The sequence below is a fragment of the Cupriavidus mimosae genome (genome assembly GCF_023952485.1).
GTDB classification, from domain to species: Bacteria; Pseudomonadota; Gammaproteobacteria; order Burkholderiales; family Burkholderiaceae; genus Cupriavidus; species Cupriavidus taiwanensis_C.
Genome location: NZ_JALHRY010000006.1, coordinates 171,319 through 194,329, shown reverse-complemented (window position 1 = coordinate 194,329; position 23,011 = coordinate 171,319). Strand labels below are relative to the sequence as shown.

Annotated in this window: 22 protein-coding genes; 16 read left to right on the top strand and 6 right to left on the bottom strand. The window is 68.6% G+C overall.

Annotated features, from left to right (window positions below; genetic code table 11):
* Positions 1-17: 17 nt before the first annotated feature.
* Complete coding sequence (locus tag MKD50_RS13525; protein ID WP_252667331.1) at positions 18-971, bottom strand: MurR/RpiR family transcriptional regulator; 954 nt, start codon at positions 969-971, stop codon at positions 18-20.
* A gap of 263 nt (positions 972-1,234) precedes the next feature.
* On the opposite strand from MKD50_RS13525, the gene edd reads away from it, so the two are divergent.
* The 12 genes from edd (at position 1,235) to ftsB (ending at position 14,127) form a co-directional block, all read left to right on the top strand.
* The gene (gene edd / locus MKD50_RS13520; RefSeq protein ID WP_252667330.1) at positions 1,235-3,121 is read left to right on the top strand and encodes a phosphogluconate dehydratase; all 1,887 of its coding nucleotides are present in this window, start codon (positions 1,235-1,237) and stop codon (positions 3,119-3,121) included.
* Positions 3,122-3,191: 70 nt separating this feature from the next.
* Positions 3,192-3,698, top strand: coding sequence for a gluconokinase (locus MKD50_RS13515; protein ID WP_115706514.1), 507 nt, complete (start codon positions 3,192-3,194; stop codon positions 3,696-3,698).
* Between the two features lie 340 nt (positions 3,699-4,038).
* Positions 4,039-5,514, top strand: a complete 1,476-nt coding sequence (locus tag MKD50_RS13510; protein ID WP_115706515.1) for a circularly permuted type 2 ATP-grasp protein — start codon at positions 4,039-4,041, stop codon at positions 5,512-5,514.
* A 22-nt stretch (positions 5,515-5,536) separates the two neighbouring features.
* Positions 5,537-6,508: an alpha-E domain-containing protein gene (locus tag MKD50_RS13505; RefSeq protein WP_115706516.1), complete on the top strand. Its 972-nt coding sequence runs from the start codon at positions 5,537-5,539 to the stop codon at positions 6,506-6,508.
* A 46-nt stretch (positions 6,509-6,554) separates the two neighbouring features.
* The gene (locus tag MKD50_RS13500) at positions 6,555-7,394 is read left to right on the top strand and encodes a transglutaminase family protein (RefSeq protein ID WP_115706517.1); all 840 of its coding nucleotides are present in this window, start codon (positions 6,555-6,557) and stop codon (positions 7,392-7,394) included.
* A 114-nt stretch (positions 7,395-7,508) separates the two neighbouring features.
* The gene (locus tag MKD50_RS13495) at positions 7,509-8,330 is read left to right on the top strand and encodes a proteasome-type protease (RefSeq protein WP_252667329.1); all 822 of its coding nucleotides are present in this window, start codon (positions 7,509-7,511) and stop codon (positions 8,328-8,330) included.
* A 10-nt stretch (positions 8,331-8,340) separates the two neighbouring features.
* The gene (locus MKD50_RS13490; protein WP_115706519.1) at positions 8,341-9,147 is read left to right on the top strand and encodes an alpha/beta fold hydrolase; all 807 of its coding nucleotides are present in this window, start codon (positions 8,341-8,343) and stop codon (positions 9,145-9,147) included.
* 128 nt (positions 9,148-9,275) lie between these two features.
* A complete protein-coding gene (gene pyrG / locus MKD50_RS13485; RefSeq protein WP_115706520.1) occupies positions 9,276-10,928 on the top strand; it encodes a CTP synthase in 1,653 nt (550 codons plus the stop codon).
* 27 nt (positions 10,929-10,955) lie between these two features.
* A complete protein-coding gene (kdsA, locus tag MKD50_RS13480) occupies positions 10,956-11,825 on the top strand; it encodes a 3-deoxy-8-phosphooctulonate synthase (RefSeq protein WP_111519668.1) in 870 nt (289 codons plus the stop codon).
* A 91-nt stretch (positions 11,826-11,916) separates the two neighbouring features.
* Positions 11,917-12,210: a DUF1330 domain-containing protein gene (locus tag MKD50_RS13475; RefSeq protein WP_115706521.1), complete on the top strand. Its 294-nt coding sequence runs from the start codon at positions 11,917-11,919 to the stop codon at positions 12,208-12,210.
* Between the two features lie 118 nt (positions 12,211-12,328).
* On the top strand, positions 12,329-13,618 hold the full coding sequence (gene eno, locus MKD50_RS13470) for a phosphopyruvate hydratase (protein ID WP_115679924.1): 1,290 nt from the start codon (positions 12,329-12,331) through the stop codon (positions 13,616-13,618).
* Between the two features lie 167 nt (positions 13,619-13,785).
* Complete coding sequence (ftsB, locus tag MKD50_RS13465; protein ID WP_018006885.1) at positions 13,786-14,127, top strand: cell division protein FtsB; 342 nt, start codon at positions 13,786-13,788, stop codon at positions 14,125-14,127.
* 60 nt (positions 14,128-14,187) lie between these two features.
* Here ftsB and MKD50_RS13460 read toward each other — a convergent pair whose 3' ends face one another.
* The 3 genes from MKD50_RS13460 to MKD50_RS13450 all read right to left on the bottom strand — a co-directional run bounded on the left by MKD50_RS13460 (position 14,188) and on the right by MKD50_RS13450 (position 16,329).
* The gene (locus tag MKD50_RS13460) at positions 14,188-14,610 is read right to left on the bottom strand and encodes a hypothetical protein (protein WP_252667328.1); all 423 of its coding nucleotides are present in this window, start codon (positions 14,608-14,610) and stop codon (positions 14,188-14,190) included.
* 155 nt (positions 14,611-14,765) lie between these two features.
* Entirely contained in the window at positions 14,766-15,767 is a 1,002-nt protein-coding gene (hslO, locus tag MKD50_RS13455) for an Hsp33 family molecular chaperone HslO (RefSeq protein WP_252667327.1), read from the bottom strand.
* 37 nt (positions 15,768-15,804) lie between these two features.
* The gene (locus MKD50_RS13450; protein ID WP_018006882.1) at positions 15,805-16,329 is read right to left on the bottom strand and encodes a gamma carbonic anhydrase family protein; all 525 of its coding nucleotides are present in this window, start codon (positions 16,327-16,329) and stop codon (positions 15,805-15,807) included.
* A gap of 131 nt (positions 16,330-16,460) precedes the next feature.
* Here MKD50_RS13450 and MKD50_RS13445 point away from each other — a divergent pair, with 131 nt between their 5' ends.
* Complete coding sequence (locus MKD50_RS13445) at positions 16,461-17,342, top strand: ferritin-like domain-containing protein (protein WP_371925341.1); 882 nt, start codon at positions 16,461-16,463, stop codon at positions 17,340-17,342.
* Here the strand turns inward: MKD50_RS13445 and MKD50_RS13440 are convergent.
* Positions 17,339-19,078, bottom strand: a complete 1,740-nt coding sequence (locus tag MKD50_RS13440; RefSeq protein WP_252667325.1) for an acetate--CoA ligase — start codon at positions 19,076-19,078, stop codon at positions 17,339-17,341. The two genes, MKD50_RS13445 and MKD50_RS13440, sit on opposite strands and share 4 nt — an antisense overlap.
* 156 nt (positions 19,079-19,234) lie before the next feature.
* Between MKD50_RS13440 and MKD50_RS13435 the strand changes: the two genes are divergently transcribed.
* Positions 19,235-20,134 (top strand): alpha/beta fold hydrolase, encoded by a 900-nt coding sequence (locus tag MKD50_RS13435; RefSeq protein WP_240074106.1) that lies wholly within the window; start codon positions 19,235-19,237, stop codon positions 20,132-20,134.
* Positions 20,135-20,154: 20 nt separating this feature from the next.
* Here the strand turns inward: MKD50_RS13435 and MKD50_RS13430 are convergent, their stop codons facing one another.
* Positions 20,155-21,249, bottom strand: coding sequence for an NAD(P)/FAD-dependent oxidoreductase (locus MKD50_RS13430; protein ID WP_252667324.1), 1,095 nt, complete (start codon positions 21,247-21,249; stop codon positions 20,155-20,157).
* A 166-nt stretch (positions 21,250-21,415) separates the two neighbouring features.
* On the opposite strand from MKD50_RS13430, the gene MKD50_RS13425 reads away from it, so the two are divergent.
* Both MKD50_RS13425 and MKD50_RS13420 read left to right on the top strand, forming a co-directional pair.
* Positions 21,416-22,261: a 3',5'-nucleoside bisphosphate phosphatase gene (locus tag MKD50_RS13425; RefSeq protein WP_115706528.1), complete on the top strand. Its 846-nt coding sequence runs from the start codon at positions 21,416-21,418 to the stop codon at positions 22,259-22,261.
* A 69-nt stretch (positions 22,262-22,330) separates the two neighbouring features.
* Positions 22,331-22,954, top strand: a complete 624-nt coding sequence (locus MKD50_RS13420; RefSeq protein WP_115706529.1) for an L-threonylcarbamoyladenylate synthase — start codon at positions 22,331-22,333, stop codon at positions 22,952-22,954.
* Positions 22,955-23,011 lie beyond the last annotated feature (57 nt).

Sequence of the window (23,011 nt, the reverse complement as noted above, 5' to 3'; positions counted from 1 at the left end):
GAGGGTGTCGCGGGCGGTCAGCCGGCCTTACTGCGGCTGGGGCGTGCGGCGGGCCGTGCGGGCCTGGTGGACGTAGACGGCGTGGCCGGCTCGGCCGCCGCGGCGCGGCCCCGGCTGCGTGCCGGCGCCGGCTCGGCACCGGCGATGCGCCGCTCGCGCAGATGCGCCTTGGCGCGCTGCAGGCGCGGCGCGACGGTGTCCGCGCGCGCCAGCGCCACGCCAGCGGCGAGCACGTCGCCCAGCACCAGGTGGCTGATGCGCGAAGTCATTGGCGTGTAGACCTCGCTGTCTTCCTCGACGTCCGAGAACACGCAGACCTCGGCCAGCCGCGCCAGCGGCGAGCCGCTATGGGTCAGCGCCAGCACGCTGGCGCCGCTGCTGCGTGCCAGCGTGGCGGCGGTCAGCATGTCCCAGGTGCGGCCGCTGTTGGAGACCAGTACGGCCACGTCGCCCGGCGCCAGCAGCGCCGCCGACATGCTGAACACGTGCGGGTCGGCATAGGCGACGGTCGGCACGCCCAGGCGGAAGAACTTGTGCTGCAGGTCGAGCGCGACGATGCCGGAGTTGCCACAGCCGTAGAACTCGATGCGGCGCGCGCCGGCGAGCAGCTGGATGCCATGCTCGATCTGGTCGGCCGAAAGCGCGTTGCGCACGCTCATCAGCGTGGCAATGGTGCGGTCGAACACCTTGCCAGCGATGTCCGCCGGGCGGTCGTCGGCGGCGACATCCTGGTGCACGAAAGGGGTGCCGCCGCCGACGTTCTGCGCAAACTGCAGCTTGAATTCGCGGAAGCCGTCGTAGCCCAGCGCCGCGCAGAAGCGCGCGATAGTGGGTTGCGATACCCCGGCGCGCTCGGCCAGTTCCGGCATCGACAGCCGGATCACGGTGGCACCGTGGCGGGCTACATAGTCGGCCAGGCGGCGTTCTGAGGGACGGAGGGTGTCGTAGACGGCAAGGATGCGGTCGCGCATGGCGGCAGGCGGCGGTATCGGTGTGGAAGAGTATGTAGATATTCTACATTGATTGGCGCCGCATCTTGCCTTAGATGAAGGCTGACTGGCTCTCCGGGTTTGTACTGATTACGGCCTTGTGGTGGGGATTTTTCTGCAATGGCGGGTCGACGAGCGGCAGGTGCTGGGTATAATGGCGCCCGGTTTGTAGAAAATCTACAGGTGATAGCGCCCTGCGGCGCCCGTCGCCCCGCCTCCTTTTTCCCACAAGGACCGTCATCGCCATGCCTTCTGCCGTCCATGCCGAGCTTCAGGCCGTTACCGACCGCATCGTTGCGCGCAGCCGCGCCAGCCGTGCCGCCTACCTTGCCCGTTGCGAGCGCGCGCAGGCGGAACTGGGGCCGCTGCGCGGCATGTCCTGCGCCAACCTGGCGCACGGCTTTGCCGCGCTGCCGGCCAGCGACAAGCTGAAGCTGCGCGTCGAGCATGCGCCCAACTTGGGCATCGTCACCGCGTACAACGACATGCTGTCGGCGCACCAGCCCTACGAGCGCTATCCCGCCGTGATCCGCGAGGCCGCGCGCGCGGTCGGCGCGGTGGCGCAGGTGGCGGGCGGCGTGCCGGCGATGTGCGACGGCATCACGCAAGGCAACGCTGGCATGGAGCTGTCGCTGTTCTCGCGCGATGCGATTGCCATGGGCACCGCGGTGGCGCTGTCGCACAACACCTTCGATGCGGCGCTGATGCTGGGGGTGTGCGACAAGATCGTGCCGGGGCTGCTGATGGGCGCGCTGCAGTTCGGCCACCTGCCGATGGTGTTCGTGCCCGCGGGCCCGATGTCCAGCGGGCTGCCCAACAAGGAGAAGGCGCGCGTGCGCCAGCTCTACGCCACCGGGCAGGTCGGGCGCGACGCGCTGCTGGAAGCCGAATGCCAGGCCTACCATGGCGCCGGCACCTGCACCTTCTACGGCACCGCCAACAGCAACCAGTTCCTGATGGAAATCATGGGGCTGCACCTGCCTGGCGCGGCCTTCGTCCATCCCGACAGCGGCCTGCGCGATGCGCTGACGGCCGCGGCGGCACAGCGCGCGATTGCGCTGCGCGCGCGCGGCGACAGCTACCTGCCGCTGGCGCGCATCGTCGACGAGCGCGCCATCGCCAATGCCATGGTCGGCCTGCTGGCCACCGGCGGCTCGACCAACCACACCATCCACCTGGTGGCGATGGCGCGCGCCGCCGGCATCGTCATCGACTGGAACGATTTCGACCTGCTGTCGCGCATCACGCCGCTGCTGGCGCGGGTCTATCCCAATGGCTCGGCCGATGTGAACCATTTCCATGCCGCCGGCGGCGCCGGCTTCGTGATCCGCGAGCTGCTGCAGGCCGGTCTGCTGCACGAGGACGTGCAGACCGTGGCCGGCCCGGGCCTGGCCCGTTATGCGCAGGAACCGGTGATGACCGACGGCGTGCTGCGCTGGCGCGACGGCGCCGCAACGAGCGGCGACCCGCAGGTGCTGGCGCCTGCGGGCGCGCCGTTCTCCGCCGAGGGCGGGCTGCGGCTGATGCAGGGCAACCTGGGACGCGGCGTGATCAAGGTCTCGGCCGTGGCGCCCGAGCACCGCGTGGTCGAAGCGCCGGTGCGGGTGTTCGATTCGCAGGAGGCGCTGCAGGCGGCGTTCGATGCTGGCGAATTGGGCGGCGACCTGGTGGCGGTGGTGCGTTTCCAGGGGCCGAATGCCAACGGCATGCCGGAACTGCACCGGCTTACCCCGGTGCTGGGCGCGCTACAGGACGCCGGCCACAAGGTGGCGCTGGTGACCGACGGGCGCATGTCCGGCGCGTCGGGCAAGGTGCCGGCGGTAATCCACGTCGGCCCCGAGGCGCTGGCGGGCGGGGCGCTCGCGCGGGTGCGCGACGGTGACCGCATCCGTGTCGACGCTGTCGCCGGCACGCTGCAATGGCTGGGTGACGAGGCCGAATTCGCGGTGCGCGCGCCGGCGCGCGCGCCTGCCGACCCGTTCGCGCAATTCAGCCTGGGGCGCGGCCTGTTTGGCCTGTTCCGGCGCCACGCACGGATCGCGGAAGAGGGTGGCAGCGCACTCGACCTGTCCGAACTGGACGCCGCCGGCGCCGACGGCCGTACCGCCGGGTTGCGATCCGTCGCACAATAGCCGGACCAGGACAGGCAGGCAACTGACAAGGATGGCAACACCATCCGATACCAAGACCGACGGAGCAGACATGATCTATATCCTGATGGGCGTTTCCGGCAGCGGCAAGACCACGGTCGGCCAGTTGCTGGCGCAGCGGCTGGGCTGCGGCTTCCATGACGCCGACGACTTTCACAGCGACGCCAACAAGGCCAAGATGCACGCCGGCATCCCGCTGACCGACGATGACCGCTGGCCCTGGCTGGCGGCGATGCGCGCGGCCATCGACACCGCCCGGGCCGAAGGCCGCACTCATGTGTTCACCTGCTCGGCGTTGCGCCAGGCTTACCGCGACCGGCTGACCCCGCCCGATGGCGGCGTGACCTTCGTGTTCATGAAGGGGGATGCCGCGCTGATCGGCCAGCGCCTGTCCGCGCGCACCGAGCATTTCTTCAATCCGGAGCTGCTGCAAAGCCAGTTCGATACGCTGGAAGAGCCCGGCGACGCGCTGGCCCTCGACATCCGCCAGCCACCGGAGGCGCTGGTCGACACCATCCTGCGCGCCACCGGGCGGCAGGGCGCCAGCGCGGCGCGCTGAAGCGCTGCCGCCTGCGCGCAGGGGCATGGTCCCCGGCGGACTTCCTGATTTTCCATGGATCGCAACCACGGCCGCCGGCCTCACCGGCGGCCGTTTTTTTGCGTGCGCTGGCAGGCATCTTGCTAGCTTCGCTTCGGTGTCTGTGCGGCGCGGCTGCGGTGGCACGGGCGGCCCGCCGGCCGCCTTGCGGCTTTCGCCGGCACGGTTATGCTGGAAGGGCCAGTGACTCGACGGCATCACCGCGGCTTGCGCCAACCGGCGCGGCCGCGCGGCAGGGCAGGACAGCCAGGGCAACCAGGGCGGCCGGCAGCGGCGCCCGCGACATGGAGGAGCGGCCATCATGGCGGCGCGGTATTTCGACGAGATGCTGGACTGGCGCGACGACAGTGCGCCGGCGCTGATCCACGCGGGACAGACCTTGCCCGAGGGGGCGGTCCGCCCGCACTACCGGCATTTCGCCGAATGGCTGGCGCGCCAGACCGAAAGCACCATGGCCAACAAGCGCGCCGAGGCCGACCTGGTGTTCCGGCGCGTGGGCATCACCTTCGCCGTCTACGGCGACAAGGACGAAGCCAACAGCGGTACCGAGCGCACCATTCCGTTCGACGTGGTTCCGCGCATTTTCCCGGCGAGCGAATGGGCGCTGCTGGAAAAGGGCCTGCGCCAGCGCGTGGCCGCGCTGAACCGCTTCATCCACGACATCTACCACGGCCAGGACATCATCCGCGCCGGCGTGATCCCGCCCGACCAGATCTACAACAACGCCCAGTACCGGCCCGAGATGCTGGGCGTCAGCGTGCCGCACGACGTCTATGCGCATGTCGCCGGCATCGATGTGGTGCGTGCCGGCGAGGGCGAGTTCTACGTGCTCGAAGACAACCTGCGCGTGCCGTCGGGCGTGTCGTACATGCTCGAGAACCGCAAGATGATGATGCGCTTGTTCCCGGACCTGTTCGCGCGCAACCGCGTGGCACCGGTGGCGCACTATCCCGACCTGCTGCTCGACATGCTGCGCGGGGTCTCGCCGCAGGCGATCGCCGATCCCACCGTGGTGGTGCTGACGCCGGGCATGTACAACTCGGCGTACTTCGAGCACGCCTTCCTGGCGCAGCAGATGGGGGTGGAGCTGGTCGAAGGCAGCGATCTCTTCGTCGAGGACAACCACCTGTTCATGCGCACCACGCAGGGCCCGCAGCGCATCGACGTGATCTACCGGCGCGTCGACGATGATTTCCTCGACCCGCTTGCGTTCCGCCCCGATTCCGCGCTCGGCGCCGCGGGGCTGCTGTCGGTCTACCGCGCCGGCAACGTGACCATCTGCAATGCGATCGGCACCGGCGTGGCCGACGACAAGTCGATCTATCCTTATGTGCCGGACATGATCCGCTTCTACCTGGGCGAGGAGGCCATCCTGAGCAACGTGCCGACCTACATGTGTCGGCGCGCCGAGGATCTGCAGTACGTGCTTGACCATATGGCCGAACTGGTGGTCAAGGAAACCCACGGAGCCGGCGGCTACGGCATGTTGGTCGGCCCGGCGGCGACGCGCGCCGAGATCGAGGCCTTCCGCGAGGTGGTCCGCTCCAGGCCGGAGCAGTACATCGCGCAGCCTACGCTGGCGCTGTCGACCTGCCCGACCTATGTCGAGGCCGGCATCGCGCCGCGCCATATCGACCTGCGCCCGTTCGTGCTGTCGGGCAAGGAGGTGCGCATGGTACCGGGCGGGTTGACGCGCGTGGCGCTGCGCGAGGGCTCGCTGGTGGTGAATTCCTCGCAGGGTGGCGGCACCAAGGACACCTGGGTGCTGGAACGATGAACGCCGATTCGGGAGAGCCCGCATGCTGAGCCGCACCGCCGACCACCTGTTCTGGATGGCCCGCTACACCGAGCGCGCGGAGAACACCGCGCGCATGCTCGACGTCAACTACCAGACCTCGCTGCTGCCGCAATCGGCCGAAGTGGCCGAGCAGGGCTGGTGGGCCATGCTCGACATCTCGGAGCTGACCGACGTCTTCGACCACAAATACGGCCTGCTGTCGCGCGACGACGTGATCGACTTCATGGTACGCGACATGACCAATGCCTCGTCGATCATGAGCTGCCTGCGCGCGGCGCGCGAGAACGCGCGCGCGGTGCGCGGCTCGCTTACCACCGAGGTCTGGGAAACCGTCAACACCACCTGGCTGGAGGTGCAGCGCCTGATTGCCGATGGCGTGCTGAAGGAAGACCCGGCGCGCTTCTTCGAATGGGTCAAGTTCCGCTCGCACCTGGCGCGCGGCGTGCAGTTCGGCACCATGCTCAAGGACGATGCCTTTCATTTCATGCGCTTGGGCACCTTCCTGGAGCGGGCCGACAATACCGCGCGGATCCTCGACGTCAAGTTCCAGGCGTCTAACGGCCGGGAGGGCGAGGAGCCCGAGGCCAAGCCCGACCAGGGCGCCCACAACGATTTCTACCATTGGGCGGCGATCCTGCGCTCGGTGTCGGGCTTCGAGGTCTACCGCAAGGTCTACCGCGCGGTCATCACGCCGCAGCGCGTGGCCGAACTGCTGATCCTGCGCCCGGACATGCCGCGTTCGCTGGTATCGAGCATGGACGAGGTGGTGGCGATACTGCATACGGTGCGCAACCAGCATTCGGCGGAAACCGAGCGCCAGGCTGGTAAACTCCACGCCGACCTGAAGTACGCGCGCATCGACGATATCTTTGCCGTCGGCCTGCATGCGTACCTGACCAGCTTCCTGGAGCGCATCGGCGACCTTGGCAACGGCATCAGCCGGGACTTCCTGGTGCCGCTGCAGGCGGCCTGAGCCGGGCCGCCGGCAGTCCCCCGTACCGCCGCCGCGCCCTGATACCGTGAAATACAAGATCCACCACCATACCGTCTACCGCTACACCGAACCGGTGCGGCGCAGCGTGCACGAAGTGCGTCTGCAGCCGCGCTCGGGTCCGCTGCAGACCGTTGACTACTGGCAGCTATCGACGCCGGGCAACCCGTCGGCGGCGCGCGATGGCTTCGGCAACATCGTGCACAACTTCACGGTGGCCGGGCCCGCCACCACCATCGCCATCGAAGCCAGCGGCGAGGTCGAAGTGCTGCCGCCGCATGGAGACCTGGATCGCGACGGGCATCACGCGTTTTGCGATGCGCCGCCGGATGGCGAGGCGCGGGTGTCGCCGCTGTATTTCCTCGGCAGCACGCCGCTGACCACGGCGCCGGCGCCGATGCGTGCCTTTGCCGCGCCGTTCCTGGCGGCGGGGCACGACATCGATGCGCTGCTGGCGCTGGCGCGCGGCATCGGCGAGCGCGTGCGCTACAAGCCCAACACCACCGATGTCGGCACTTCGGCGGCGGAGGCTTTCGCGCTGGGCAGCGGGGTGTGCCAGGACCAGGCGCAGGTGATGGTGGCGGCGTGCCGGGCGCTGGGCATTCCGGCGCGCTATGTCAGCGGATATTTCTACGACCCGGCCGCCACCGAACTGGCCAGTCATGCCTGGGCCGACGTGTGCCTGGACCCGGCCGGCGAAATCTGGTGCAGCATCGACATCACGCACGGCTGCCTGACCGACGAGCGCCATATCCGGCTGGCGGTGGGGCGCGATTACGCGTCGGCGGCACCAGTGCGGGGCATCCTGGAAGGCGGCGCCGGCGAGACGCTGGAAGTCAATGTAACCATCACGCCACTTTCGACCTGATTAGGTGCTTGCTTCCAGACGCGGCGCGGTGCCGGTGCATGGGCGCTAGAATCCAGAGTGATGCAGGCCACTGCCGGCCCATGCCGGCCGCCACCAAGAACACCAAGACAAACCATGACGTATTGTGTAGCCATGCGGCTGGATGCCGGCCTGGTATTCCTGTCCGACTCCCGCACCAATGCCGGGGTAGACGCCATTTCCACCGCGCGCAAGATGACGGTGTTCGAGGAGCCCGGCGACCGGGTGATGGTGCTGATGACCGCCGGCAACCTGGCCATCAGCCAGTCGGTGCGCCAGATCCTGATCGAGGACCATGACGAGAAGCGTTCGTTGTGGACCGCGCGCGACATGTTCGAGGCGGCCTCGATCGTCGGCGAGGCGGTGCGCCAGGTGCACCGGCGCGACGCCCACGCGCTGCGCGACGCCGGCATCGAGTTCAATGTCAGCCTGGTCTTCGGCGGCCAGGTGCGCGGCGAGCGGGTGCGGCTGTTCAACATCTATGCGGCCGGCAATTTCGTCGAAGCCACGCCCGAGAACTGCTACTTCCAGATTGGCGAGGCCAAGTACGGCAAGCCCATCGTCGACCGCGTCGTGCATCCGTCGCTGCCGCTGGCGGAAGGGGCCAAGTGCGCGCTGATATCGATGGATTCGACGCTGAAGTCGAATATCTCGGTGGGCTTGCCGCTGGACCTGCTGGTCTATGAAGCCGATTCGCTGCAGGTGACCCGCTTTGTCAATATCGACGAGCGCAACGCCTATTTCCGCATGATCCGCGACACCTGGGGCCATCGCCTGCGCCAGGTCTTCAGCGAGATCCATAACCCGGAATGGGATCCGGCCGCGCCCGCGGAATTCTCGCTGGCGCGCTCCGGCGAGGCCGACCGCTGGGCCCAGCCGGTGCGGGCCCGGCGCGTCCATCCGCGCAAGCCGGACTGAGGCGGCAGACATGCGCGACATCATCCATTTTTCCCACGCCAACGGCTTCCCGGTGACGACCTACCGCAAGCTGTTCGGCGAACTCGACGGCGAGTTCGAGTTCCGCGCCGTGGACCGCTACGGACACAAGCCGGAATTCCCGGTGACCCGCGGCTGGCCGCACCTGGTGGAAGAGTTGCTGGGCGACATCGACCGCCAGTACCGCCAGCCGGTGTGGCTGGTGGGTCATTCGCTGGGCGGCTTCCTGTCGCTGATGGCGGCGCTGCGCCGCCCGGAGCGGGTGCGCGGCGTGGTCATGCTGGACTCGCCGATCATCGCCGGCTGGCGCGCTTCCCTGCTGAAGACCGCCCAGATGCTGGGCATCGATGAGAAGCCCGGCCCGGCGGCGGTGACCAGGAACCGGCGCACGCATTGGCCGGACGCCGAGGCGGTGTGGGAACACTTCCGCGCCAAGCCCAATTTCGCCGTGTGGGACCAGGAAGTGCTGCGCGACTATGCCATCCACGGCACCGAGCCTACCGGCAAGGACAGCGAGCGCCGGCTGCGCTTCGACCGCGAGGTCGAATACTGGATTTACCGCACGCTGCCGACCAGCCTCGGGCGCAAGGTCGCGCGCGGCGCGCCGGTGCCGGTCGGCTTCGTCGCCGGCACGCGCTCGCGCGAGGTGCGGCAGTGCGGCCTGGGGGCGACGCGGCGGCTGGTCGGGCCCAACCTGCGCTTTATCGAGGGCGGCCACCTGTACCCGATGGAACGGCCGCAGCAGACCGCGCAACTGGTGCGCGAACTGATCGGCGCGATGCGCGAGCAGGGGCGCTGAACGAGCGTGCGGCGCATGCGCCGCAGCGGGGCGCGCGGCGCGCCGGAGACGGGCTGCTGTCACAATTTCCGGGTCGGCGGGGAACGGCCTCTCATGTATAATCCCGATTTCCCCGGCAAGCTCGGTTTATGACCAAATTCGTCTTCGTCACCGGTGGCGTCGTCTCTTCTCTCGGCAAGGGCATCGCTGCTGCCTCGCTCGCGGCTATTCTTGAGTCGCGCGGCCTCAAAGTCACCCTCCTCAAGCTCGATCCCTACATCAACGTCGATCCCGGCACGATGAGCCCTTTCCAGCATGGCGAGGTGTTTGTCACGGAAGACGGTGCGGAAACCGACCTCGATCTCGGCCACTACGAGCGTTTCGTCTCGGCCAAGATGCGCAAGTCGAACAACTTCACCACCGGCCAGATCTACGAATCGGTGATCCGCAAGGAGCGCCGCGGCGAATACCTGGGCAAGACCGTGCAGGTGATCCCGCATATCACCAACGAGATCCAGGCCTTCGTCGAGAAGGGCGCGGCCGCGTCGCACGACGGCAAGGCCGACGTGGCGCTGGTCGAAATCGGCGGCACCGTGGGTGACATCGAGTCGCTGCCGTTCCTGGAAGCCGCGCGCCAGATGAGCCTGCGCATGGGCCGCAACCACTGCGCCTTCGTGCACCTGACGCTGGTGCCGTTCATCGCCAGCGCCGGCGAGCTGAAGACCAAGCCGACCCAGCACTCGGTGCAGAAGCTGCGCGAAATCGGCATCTCGCCCACCGCGCTGCTGTGCCGCGCCGACCGCCCGATCCCGGACGACGAGCGCGCCAAGATCTCGCTGTTCGCCAATATCCCGCAAGACGCCGTGATCTCGGTGTGGGATGCGGACAGCATCTACAAGATCCCGCAGATGCTCAACGAGCAGGGCCTGGACCGCCTGATCTGCGAGGAGTTGCGCCTGGATCCGAAGCCGGCCGACCTGTCGATGTGGCAGAAGCTGGTCAACGCCCAGGAAAATCCCGAGCATGAAATCACCATCGGCATGGTCGGCAAGTACGTCGACCTGACCGAGTCGTACAAGTCGCTGATCGAGGCGCTGCGCCACGCCGGCATGCACACCGCCACGCGCGTCAATATCGAGTACATCGATTCCGAGGAACTGGAATCGGGCCACCTCGAAGTGCTGGCCCCGCTCGACGCGATCCTGGTGCCGGGCGGCTTCGGCAAGCGCGGCACCGAAGGCAAGATCCGCGCGATCCAGTACGCCCGCGAGAACAAGATCCCCTACCTGGGCATCTGCCTGGGCATGCAGCTGGCGGTGATCGAGTTTGCCCGCCACCTGGCTGGCATGGCCGACGCCAACTCGACCGAGTTCAACCTGGAAACCGAGCACCCGGTGGTCGCGCTGATCACCGAGTGGGTCGACCGCGAAGGCAAGGTCGAGCAGCGCTCGGCCGATTCCGACCTGGGCGGCACCATGCGACTGGGCGCGCAGCGCGTGCCGGTCAAGGAAGGCACCAAGGCCAACGCCATCTATGGCGCCGAGGTCAACGAGCGCCACCGCCACCGCTACGAGGTCAACAACCACTACGTGCCGACGCTGGAAAAGGCCGGCATGGTGATCTCGGCGCGCACGCCGACCGAGAACCTGCCGGAAATGATGGAGCTGCCCGAGTCGATGCACCCGTGGTTCGTCGGCGTGCAGTTCCACCCGGAATTCACCTCGACGCCGCGCGACGGCCATCCGCTGTTCAAGGCCTACGTCGAAGCCGCGCTGGCCAGCCAGCAGCGCAAGAGCGCGTAAGACCCGGCGCAAGCAGGAGAGACAGTCATGAAACTCTGTGGATTCGAGGCCGGCCTCGACCAGCCTTTCTTCCTGATCGCCGGTCCGTGCGTGATCGAGTCCGAGCAGATGGCGCTGGATACCGCGGGCGAGCTCAAGGCCATCACCACCGAGCTCGGCATCCCGTTCATCTACAAGTCGTCGTTCGACAAGGCCAACCGCTCTTCCGGCAAGTCGTTCCGCGGCCTTGGCATGGAGAAGGGCCTGGAGATCCTGGCCCACGTCAAGCGCGAGATCGGCGTGCCGGTGCTGACCGACATCCATGAGATCGACGAGATCAAGCCCGTCGCCGCCGTGGTCGACGTGCTGCAGACGCCCGCGTTCCTGTGCCGCCAGACCGATTTCATCCGTGCCTGCGCGCAGAGCGGCAAGCCGGTGAATATCAAGAAGGGCCAGTTCCTGGCGCCGCACGACATGAAGAACGTGATCGACAAGGCCCGCGATGCCGCGCGCGAAGCCGGTCTGCCCGACGATGTCTTCATGGCCTGCGAGCGTGGCGTTTCGTTCGGCTACAACAACCTGGTGTCGGACATGCGCTCGCTGGCGATCATGCGCGAGACCGGCGCCCCGGTGGTGTTCGACGCAACCCATTCGGTGCAGCTGCCCGGCGGGCAGGGCACCAGCTCCGGCGGCCAGCGCGAGTTCGTGCCGGTGCTGTCGCGTGCCGCGGTCGCCACCGGCGTCGCCGGCCTGTTCATGGAGACGCATCCGGACCCGAGCAAGGCCATGTCCGACGGCCCCAACGCGGTGCCGCTGTCGCGCATGAAGGAACTGCTGTCCGTGCTCAAGGAACTCGACACGCTGGTCAAGCGCGCCGGCTTCCTGGAAGACAACTTCGGCTGGCCGGCCTGCGCCTGAGCCAGCCCGGCTTGTCGCCGCCGCGCCGGTCGCGGCTGCCGGCGGTGACAAACCATATCGAAAGACAATACAAAAAATCGGGAGATTCTCCATGGCCGCGGGCTTTATCATCGCCTACGTCGACGTGACCGACCCCCAGCAGTACGAGCAATACAAGGTGCTTTCCAGCCGGGCCATGGAGGTCCATGGCGCCGAGGTGCTGGTGCGCGGCGGCAAGACCGAGCCGCTCGAGGGCGACTGGGCGCCGACGCGCGTGGTGGTGCTGAAATTCCCCAGCTATGACGCCGCCAAGGCCTTCCACGATGGCGAGGCCTACCGCGCCGCGCGCAAGTCGCGCGAGCATGCGGCGACGATGAATATGATCGTGGTCGAAGGCGCCGCCTGAGCCGGCAGGCGCCAGGCAGCCGTCATGCGCGCCGCGCCGGCGCACATGACATGCGCCTGACACGCGCGCAGGTTGAAGTGATACGCAGCAGCAAGAATCAACAGTCAGAGAGGAATTCATGAGTGCAATCGTAGATATCATCGGTCGCGAGGTTCTCGACTCGCGCGGCAATCCCACCGTCGAGTGCGACGTGCTGCTGGAATCCGGCGTGATGGGCCGCGCCGCGGTGCCGTCGGGCGCGTCGACCGGTTCGCGCGAAGCCATCGAGCTGCGCGACGGCGACAAGGGCCGCTACCTGGGCAAGGGCGTGCTGAAGGCGGTCGAGCATATCAACACCGAGATCTCCGAAGCCATCATGGGCCTGGATGCCTCCGAGCAGGCCTTCCTGGACCGCACCCTGATCGACCTCGACGGCACCGAGAACAAGGGCCGCCTGGGCGCCAACGCCATGCTGGCGGTGTCGATGGCTGTCGCCAAGGCGGCCGCTGAAGAAGCCGGCCTGCCGCTGTACCGCTACTTCGGCGGTTCGGGCGCAATGCAGCTGCCGGTGCCGATGATGAACATCGTCAACGGCGGCGCGCATGCCAACAACAGCCTGGACATCCAGGAATTCATGGTCATGCCGGTGTCGCAGACCAGCTTCCGCGAAGCGCTGCGCTGCGGCGCCGAGATCTTCCACGCGCTGAAGAAGATCCTGGCCGACAAGGGCATGTCCACCGCGGTGGGCGACGAAGGCGGCTTCGCCCCGAACTTCTCGTCCAACGAGGAGTGCCTGAACACCATCGTGCAGGCCATCGAGAAGGCCGGCTACCGCGCCGGCGAGGACGTGCTGCTGGCCCTGGACTGCGCCGCGAGCGAGTTCTACCACGAAGGCGAAGCCGTGTACCAGCTGGAAGGCGAAGGCCTGAAGCTGAGCTCGACGCAGTTCGCCGACTACCTGGCCAACCTGTGCGACAAGTTCCCGATCGTGTCGATCGAGGACGGCATGGCCGAAGGCGACTGGGACGGCTGGAAGACCCTGACCGACAAGCTCGGCTCGCGCGTGCAGCTGGTTGGGGACGACCTGTTCGTCACCAACACCAAGATCCTGAAGGAAGGCATCGAGAAGGGCATCGGCAACTCGATCCTCATCAAGATCAACCAGATCGGCACCCTGACCGAGACCTTCGCCGCCATCGAGATGGCCAAGCGCGCCGGCTACACCGCCGTGATCTCGCACCGCTCGGGCGAAACCGAGGACAGCACCATTGCCGACATCGCCGTGGGCACCAACGCCGGCCAGATCAAGACCGGCTCGCTGTCGCGCTCGGACCGCATGGCCAAGTACAACCAGCTGCTGCGCATCGAGGAAGACCTGGGCGATATCGCCAGCTACCCGGGCAAGGGCGCGTTCTACAACCTGCGCTGAGGTTTGCCGCGTCGTTCCCGCGCCAGCGGGAGCGGCTGCGGGCGAATGGCATGGCGGCGGCCGGGAGTTCCCGGCCGCCGCCGTTTTTGTATCGAAATCTGCCTGGCAATTGCCTTCCAGGCGGAGTTCGCAGATCATTGTGCGGAAATTCCTGTCCGCCACCTTTCATGCGCCTGATTTCGCTGCTGTTGTTCGTGCTGCTGCTTGCCATCCAGTATCCGCTCTGGCTTGGCAAGGGCGGCTGGCTGCGCGTGTGGGACCTGAACCGCCAGCTGACCGAGCAGGGTACCCGCAACCAGACGCTCAAGCTGCGCAACGCCAAGCTGGAAGGCGAAGTGGCCGACCTGCAGGACGGCACCGGCGCCATCGAGGAACGCGCCCGCTATGAGCTGGGCATGGTGCGCGAAGGCGAGGTCTTCGTGCAGTTCGTCGCGCCGGCGCCCAAGGTCAGCGCCACGCCGCCGTTGCCGCCGCCGCCGAATTCGGTCGCCGGCCGGGGCGGCCACTAAGCCGTTCACCGTGACTGCCCGCGGCTTGCTTCAACTTGCCTCAAGCCAGCCGCAACTCCTTCACCACCAGCCGTACGGATAGCCGCCCCAGCCCCAGCCGGGCATGCCGACGCTGACGCCGCCGCCCCAGTGGCCGCCACCCCATCCCCCGTAAAACAGGTTCCAGCTGGTGTTGGGATAGGCATACGCCGCGCGCGCGGCCGCGGCCTGCTGGTCCAGCGCGATCGCCGCGGCCTGGTCGCGCAGCACCTGCTGGTTGAGCGCGTCGAGCTTCTGCTTGTCTTCGGCGGTCAGTGGCGCCGGTGGCACTGCGTTGGGCGCCAGCCGCGCGGTGGGCGGCGAGCCATTGGCGTCGCGCGGGATCTGCGCGCAGCCGGCCGCCAGCAGCAGCGTGCCGAGGGCGGCGCACGCTGCCGCGCCGCGCCACGAATAACGGACACGGCAGGCGAAGTCAGGCAGGGAAGGGTTGGCTCGGGCGGACATGGCGGTTCTCAGGCTCGCTGGCCGGCAGCTGGATGCTGCCATCGTACAGCCGTTGGACCGGGCGGCAACACCGATGTTTCCATCGCGCCGCCCGCCGGCTGCCCCGCATTGCCCGCGCCGGTGCGGCAGCGCACGCAGGCGCTGCGCAAGGCGGATCAGTGGTGCTGGGTTGCGCCGGCGCCGGCGCCGGTGGCGACTGGCGTGGCCGAGAACAGCTGCGCGCAGTCGACCGGGTCGAATTCATAGCGCTGGCCGCAGAAGTCGCAGTGGATCTCGACATGGCCGCGCTCGGCGATGATGCTTTCGATCTCCGCCTGGCCCAGCGACTGCAGCATGCCGGCTACCTTCGGGCGCGAGCAGCTGCAGTAAAAATGCGGCGTCAGCGGCTCAAACACGCGCAGGCCGGCGTCCTGCAGGTCTTCCCAGAACAGGCGGCGCAGCAGCGTGTCGGGCATCTCGGCCAGCAGTTCTTCGGCCTTCAGCGTGGTGCCGAGCTGCACCGCGCGATCCCAGGTGTCGAGGTCCTGCGCCTTGGCGTGGCTGGCCAGCGGCGCGCCGGTCTCGCCGACTTCGGCGGTGCCGCCGTAGGCCGGCAGCTTCTGCAGCAGCATGCCGGCGGCGACATGGTCGTCGGCGGCCAGCCACAGGCGCGTGTCGAGCTGCTCGGAGGCCTGCATGTAATGCTCCAGCACGGCGCTGATCGAGCCCAGCGGGCCATGCGCGTCGGCCAGCGGCACGATGCCCTGGTATGGCTGCTGGCCCGGCAGCTTGTCCTTCGGGTCCAGCGTGATGGCAAAGCGGCCGTGGCCGTGGACATTGACCATCTGCGCGAGCGTGGCATCATCGGCCAGCTGTGCGCCCTCGACCAGCTTGGCGGTGGCGCGCATCGACAGGTCGGACAGGCATTCCACCACCAGCATGCGCACCGGGCCGTCGCCGTGCAGCTGCATCACCAGCGCCCCGTTGAACTTGAGATTGGCCGACAGCAGCGCCGCGGCGGCCATCATCTCCCCCAGCAGCCGGCGCACCGGGGCAGGGTAGCTGTGGCGGCCGAGCACTTCTTGCCAGGTGGCTTCCATGCGCACCAGCTCGCCGCGCACGGGGGCCGCGTCGAACAGGAACTTCTGCAGGGTGTCGGGGGTGGTGGTATCGGTCACAATAATCGGTCGGGTTTCGGTAGAGGCTCGGCGGTCGTCAGCCGATCCGCTTGAGCTGTTGCTTGTACAGGGCCTGCCGCGTGGCGTAGGTCTCGGCGTTGCGATACAGGTTGGCGACGTCGGCATCGGTGAGCTGGCGCACCACCTTGGCCGGCGCGCCCAGGATCAGCGAGCGGTCCGGGAAGACCTTGCCCTCGGTCACCACCGCGCCGGCGCCCACCAGGCATTCCTTGCCGATCACGGCACGGTTCAGCACCACGGCCTGGATCCCGATCAGCGAGCCTTCGCCCACGGTGCAGCCGTGCAGCATGGCCTGGTGGCCGATCGAGACCTTGTCGCCCAGCGTTAGCGGACAGCCCGGGTCGGTATGCAGTACCGAACCCTCCTGGATATTGGTGTCCGCGCCGACCACGATCGGCTCATTGTCGCCGCGGATCACGACACCGGGCCAGGCGCTGGCGCGGGACTTGAGGGTCACGTTGCCGATGATGGTGGCTTCGGGGGCCACGTAGGCTTCGCTGTCGATACTGGGCTTGACGTCGCCGAGCTGGTAAAGCGCCATGAGGTCTCCTGCACGAATGGCTTTTGTTGAAGTGGGGGTTGCCGCCGGACTTTAAAGGGCCGGTGCCGGGGAACGGGGCGGCGCCGCGCTGCGCGGCTGGCGCGGCAGGCGGGCGCCGGCCAGGCCCTACAATGGCGGCAGACCCGGATTTTACGCCCATGCCAGAAAAAACACCTGACGCCGCGCTGCCTGACCCGTCTCCTTCGCCCCGCCGGCAGGCGCTGGCGGTGCTGTGCCTGACGGATCCGCGCGACAAGGCCGTGGCGGCGCGCGCACTTTATCGGCACGTAGCGACGTTGCCGGATGCCGCCCTCGGAGCCGGCGAGAGCCTGCAGGCCGGGGCCACCCATGCCATCCCTGGCCGGCCGGAGCGGCCGCTGCTGGTTGCGCCCCAGCACGTCGAGCGGCGCCGCTCGCTGCAGACCGCGGCCGGGCGCGCGGCGATGATCCACGCGCTATGCCATATCGAGTTCAATGCCATCAACCTGGCGCTGGACGCAGCCTGGCGCTTTGCCGGCATGCCACCCGCGTATTACCGCGACTGGCTGCGCGTGGCCGATGAAGAGGCCTACCACTTCACGCTGCTGGCCGACCACCTCGGCGCCCTCGGCGCCGCCTACGGCGATTTCCCGGCCCACAACAGCCTGTGGGAGATGACCGGCAAGACCGCCGGCGACGTGCTCGCGCGCATGGCGCTGGTGCCGCGCACGCTCGAGGCGCGCGGGCTCGATGCCTCGCCGCCGGTGCGCGCCCGGCTGGCCGGGGCTGGCGACCATGCCGCCGCGGCCATCATCGACATCATCCTGCGCGACGAGGTCGGCCACGTCGCCATCGGCAACCATTGGTACCGCTGGCTGTGCGCGCAGCGCGGGCTCGATCCTGTCGCCACCTATGCGCGGCTGGCCGAGCAGTACCGCGCGCCGAAGCTGCGCGGGCCCTTCAACCTCGAGGCGCGCCGCGCCGCGGGCTTCGACGAGGACGAGCTGGCGTGGCTGGAGGCATCGGCCGGCTAGGCTGAGCGGAGACGCTCGCCGGCGCGCTCCTCTTCCAGCAGCCGCAACACCCGCCGCTGGATCTTGCCCGTGGTGGTCATCGGCAGCTGGTCGATGAATTCGATCGCCTTGGGGTATTCGTACGGCGCCAGCTGGCCGCGCACATGGGCCTGCAGTTCAGCAACCAGCGCCGCGTCGCCGTCGAACGAACGCGCCACCGATGGCGTGAGCACTACGAAGGCCTTGACCACCGCGCCGCGCTCCGGATCGGGCGACGGCACCACGGCGCAGTTGGACACCGCCGGATGCTTGAGCAGGCAGTTCTCGATCTCGCTCGGCCCGATGCGGTAGCCCGAGGACTTGAACACATCGTCGGCGCGTCCCTGGTACCACAGGTAGCCGTCGGCATCGACGCGCGCCAGGTCGCCGGTGCGGCACCAGCGCAGGCCGTCGCGCTCGGTGTACTTGCCCGTGGTGGCGGCGTCGTTCTTCCAGTAGCCGAGGAAGAACACAGGGTCCGGATCTCCGGCGCTGTCGGTGGCGCACACCGCCACTTCGCCGTCCTCGCCGGGCGGGCAGGGACGGCCTTCGTCGTCGATCACCTGCACGCGGTGGCCGGGGTAGGGCCGTCCCATCGAACCCGGGCGGGCCGGCCAGCCCAGCCGTTGGTCGTCGTTCTGCGCGGTGCAGTTGCCGACGATGTAGTTGATCTCGGTCTGGCCGAACATCTCGTTGACCAGCACGCCGAGCGCGTCGCGGCACCAGCCGAACACGGTCTCGCCCACCGCCTCGCCGGCGCTCATCAGCGCGCGCAGCCGGATGTCGTAGTGCCGGCGCGGCTCGGGGCAAGCCTTCATCATCTGCTTGAGCGCGGTCGGGAACAGGAAGGTATTGGTGACGGCATAGCGCTCCAGCAGTTCGAAGGCGCGCTCGGCGGAAAAGCGGCCCTGGTAGCCGACGATCGGCTTGCCGAAATACAGCGCCGGCATCAGCGCGTCCCACAGGCCGCCGGTCCAGGCCCAGTCGGCCGGGCTCCAGAACACGTCGTCGTGCTGCGGATACCAGTTCTGCGAGCAGACAAAGCCGGTCAGGTTGCCGATCAGCGCGCGGTGCGGGATCAGCGCGCCCTTGGGCGGGCCGGTGGTGCCGCTGGTGTAGATCAGCACCGCGGCCTCGTCGGCCTTGGTCTGCTCGGCGACGAAGGTCGGCAGCTGCGCCGCGAGCAGCAGGTCCCAGTCGTAGTCGCCGCGGCCGCGGGCATCGCCGGCGGCAATCACGGTGGCCAGCGTAGGGCATTCGGGGCGCGCCGCCAGCAGGTTGTCGATCGAGGTCTCGTCGGCGATGGCCACGCCGGCTTCGCTGTGCGCGATGCGGTAGGCCAGCGCCTCCGGCCCGAACAGCATCGACAGCGGCATGGCGATGGCGCCCAGCTGGTAGATCGCCATATGCGCGATCACGGTCTCGATGCGCTGCGGCATCACGATCGCGACGCGGTTGCCGCGGGCCACGCCCAGCGCGCGCAGCGCCGCCGACAGGCGGTTGGCCTCGGCCTGGATATAGGCAAAGCTGTGCGCGTTGCGGCGGCCGTCTTCGTGCTCGGTATAGACCGCGATGCGGTCCATGCTGGCCGGGTCGCGGGCCCAGCGGCCGCAGCAGGCTTCGGCGATGTTGAACTGCGCCGGAATCTCCCAGCGGAACGATTCGTACAGGGCGCGGTAGTCGTCGCGCCGGCTTGCCGGCAAGGCAGTTGCGGCCATTCAGGGTCTCCGTTGGGGTCCGCCTCGCGGCACACGGCGAGCGGCGCTGGCGGCGGCTGCCGCTATAATGCGCACAAGCGAACGATCGTTCTATTTTGTCGTGGCCTCCCCGCCAACCTCCGCGGCGGGCAGGATCCCGACGCAAGGGTGGAGACAATGACAATCAAGGAAACCTCGCGGTCTGAATTTATCACGGTGCGCGGGCTGCGCTACCATGTGCGCCACTGGGGCACGCCGGGCGCGCGCAAGCTGTTCATGCTGCATGGGTGGATGGACGTGGCCGCGTCGTTCCAGTTCCTGGTCGACCACCTGCGCGGCGACTGGCACGTGATCGCGCCCGACTGGCGCGGGTTTGGCGCGACCGACTGGCCCACGCGCTACCCCGGCACGCAGTCGTACTGGTTTGCCGACTACCTCGCCGACCTGGAGGCACTGCTCGACCACTATGCGCCGGAGGGACAGGTCGACCTGGTCGGCCACAGCATGGGCGCCAACGTGATCTGCCTGTATGCCGGCATCCGCCCGCAGCGCGTGCGCCGCGTGGTGGACCTGGAGGGCTTCGGCATGACCGCGACGCGGCCCGAGCATGCGCCCCGGCGCTATGCGCGCTGGCTCGACGAAGTGCGCGCCGGCGCCGAGCTGAAGACCTATGACAGCCTCGATGGCGTGGCCGCGCGCCTGCAGAAGACCAACCCGCGCCTGCCGGACGAGCGCGCCGCGTTCCTGGCCGCGCACTGGTCGCGCCGCAATGCCGAGGCCCGCTGGGAGATCCTGGGCGACCCGGCGCACAAGCTGGTCAACCCGATGCTGTACCGGCTCGATGAAGTGATGGCGGTGTGGGCGCAGGTCACCGCGCCGGTGCTGCATGTGGAAGCGCGCGATTCCGAGACGCTGCGTCATATCGCCCACAAGCAGGCTATCGACGAATTCAGGCAGCGCTTCCGCGCCTTCCGCGACTTCCGCGAGGCGGTGGTGGAGGACGCCGGCCACATGCTGCACCACGACCAGCCCGCCGCCGTGGCGGAACTGGTGGAATCGTTCTGCGCCGGCAACTGATACCGGCGTCAGTCCGGGCCTCACGCGTGCGTGAGCTTTTCCTTCAGCGCGGCGTTGTTGCTGGTGTGCACGTGCACCAGCGCCTTTTCCGGGAACGCGTAGTGATAAGCCTTGCGTAGCGCCAGCGCGGCCTCGTGGAATCCCGACAGGATCAGCTTCTGCTTGTTGGGATAGAACGCGATATCGCCGGCGGCGAAGATGCCGCCGCGCGAGCTTTCGTAAGTGGTGGTGTCGACCAGGATGCGGCCGGCGCGCATATCCATATCCCACTGCGCGATCGGGCCGGGCTCGGACACCAGGCCGTACAGCGCCACCAGTTCCTCGGCGGGCAGCACGGTGCTGCCGTCGCGGGTACGGATTTCGACTTCGCTGAGGCCGCCGTCCGCACCCTCGGTGCGCAACGCGCCCAGCATGCCGACCACGAAATCCATCTCGCCCGCGGCCACCGCGCGGCGCATCTCGGCGACGCTACCGTCGGCGGCGCGAAAGCCTTCGCGCCGGTGCAGCAGCGTCACGCGCGCGGCGACCTTGCGCAAAGCCAGGGCCCAGTCCAGCGCCGAGTCGCCGCCGCCGGCGACAATCACGCGCTTGCCGGCGAAGTGCGAGACATCGCGCACCGCGTAGTGCACGTGGCGGCCTTCCAGCGCCGGCGCCTCGGGCAGCGACACGCGCTGCGGCGCGAACGCGCCCGCGCCGGCGCAGACCAGCACCGCGGCGACATCGAAGCGCTTGCCGCCGTCGGTCGTCACCAGCAGGCGCTCGTGCCCGGCATGGCCTTGCGGCGCTGCTGGCGCCGGGATTTCCGCCACGCTTTCGGCGCGCTGGCCGAAGTGCATCGGGAAGTCGAACGGGGCGCATTGCTCCAGCAGCCGGTCCACCAGGTCCTGTGCCAGGCATCCCGGCACCGCGGGAATGTCGTAGATCGGCTTCTCGGGATAGAGCTCGGTGCACTGGCCGCCGGCGCGGTCGAGCACATCGATCAGTTCACATTTCAGGCCGAGCACGCCGGCCTGGAACGCGGCGAACAGGCCAACGGGGCCGGCACCGACGATCAGGACATCGGTGGTGGTGGCCGGGACGGTGGCGGGAGCGGTGGCTGGGGTAGCGGTGGACATGGGCATGGCAGGCACGCCAGGTGCCCGCGAATCGACGATGCAAAGCCCGACTATACCGCGCAGCCGGCGGCTTTCCGCCGACGCCAGCGTTGCCGGCATGGCTTTGCCTGACCGGCCGGAGCGGCGCGCCGCGCATGCCAGGGGCGACGGGAGTAGAATTGCCACCATGCAAAACGCCCACGCCATCAATGCCGACCTGCATTGCCATTCCACCGTTTCCGACGGCACGCTGGCGCCGCGCGCCGTGGCGCGGATCGCCCGCGACGCGGGGGTTGCGTTCTGGGCGCTGACCGACCACGACGAGCTGGGCGGGCAGGCCGAGGCACGCGCCGCGGCCGAGGAATTCGGCATGCGCTACGTGCCGGGCGTCGAGATCTCGGTGACCTGGGCCGGGCAGACCGTGCATATCGTCGGCCTGCAGATCGACCCGTTCTGCCCGGAACTGATCGATGGCCTGACAGAGACCCGCTCGGGTCGCGCGCGCCGCGCGCGCGATATCGCCGACGCGCTGGCCAGGGTGGGTATCGCCGGTGCCTATGAAGGGGCCCTGCAGTACGTGGGCAACCCGGACCTGATCTCGCGCACGCATTTCGCGCGCTGGCTGGTCGACCAGGGCCGCTGCGCCAGCATCGGCGATGTTTTCAGCGAGTACCTGTCGGAGGGGCGTCCGGGCTATGTCGGCCACCGCTGGGCCAGCCTGGCCGAAGCGGTGGGCTGGATCCGCACCGCCGGCGGCATCGCGGTGATGGCGCACCCGGGCCGCTACCACTACACCGACACCCAGCACGACGCGCTGTTCGATGAATTCACGGCACTGGGCGGCGGCGCGGTCGAGGTGGTGACCGGCAGCCATACGCCCGACCAGTACCGCCGCTACGCCGAGGTGGCGCGGCGCTACGGCTTGCTCGCTTCGCGCGGCACGGACTTCCACGGGCCCGGCGAGGGCCGGGTCGAACTCGGCACGCTGCCGCCGCTGCCGTCCACGGTCACGCCGGTCTGGCACGACTGGTAGCCCCACCCTGCCTGGCCGGGGCCAGCCCCCGGATGCCGCTCCGTTCCATCCGACTCCGCTCCCTGGCCCATGTCCCAGTACTTCGAGATCCATCCGCTCAACCCGCAGTCGCGCCTGCTCAAGCAGGCGGCCCAGATCCTGCAGAAGGGCGGGCTGATCGCGCTGCCGACCGACTCCAGCTATGCGCTGGCATGCCGGCTCGACGACAAGGCCGCGGTCGAGCGCCTGCGCCGGCTGCGCGGCATCGACGACCGCCACCACCTGACGCTGATGTGCCGCGACCTGTCCGAGCTCGGCAACTTTGCCCGCGTCGACAACCGCCAGTACCGCTGGCTCAAGGGCGCCACGCCGGGCCCGTACGTGTTCATCCTGGAGGCGACCAAGGAGGTGCCACGGCGGCTGTCGCACCCGGCGCGCAAGACCATCGGCGTGCGCGTGCCCGAGCATGCCATCCCGCTGGCGCTGCTGGGCGAAACCGGCGAGCCGCTGATCTCGGCGACGCTGCAGCTGCCGGGCGACGAGGCGCCGCTCAACGACGCGGCACAGATCCGGGCGCGGCTGGAAAAGCAGCTCGACCTCGTGGTCGACGGCGGGCCGGCGCCGGCGCAGCCGACCACGGTGATCGACCTGACCGGCGGCGAGCCCGAACTGGTCCGCGCCGGCCGCGGCGACATCGCCCGCTTCGGCCTCTGACCCGCGGCGCCGCCGCGCCTTCGGTCGGGTGCATCAGCGTGCGCCCGGGCGCCGGCG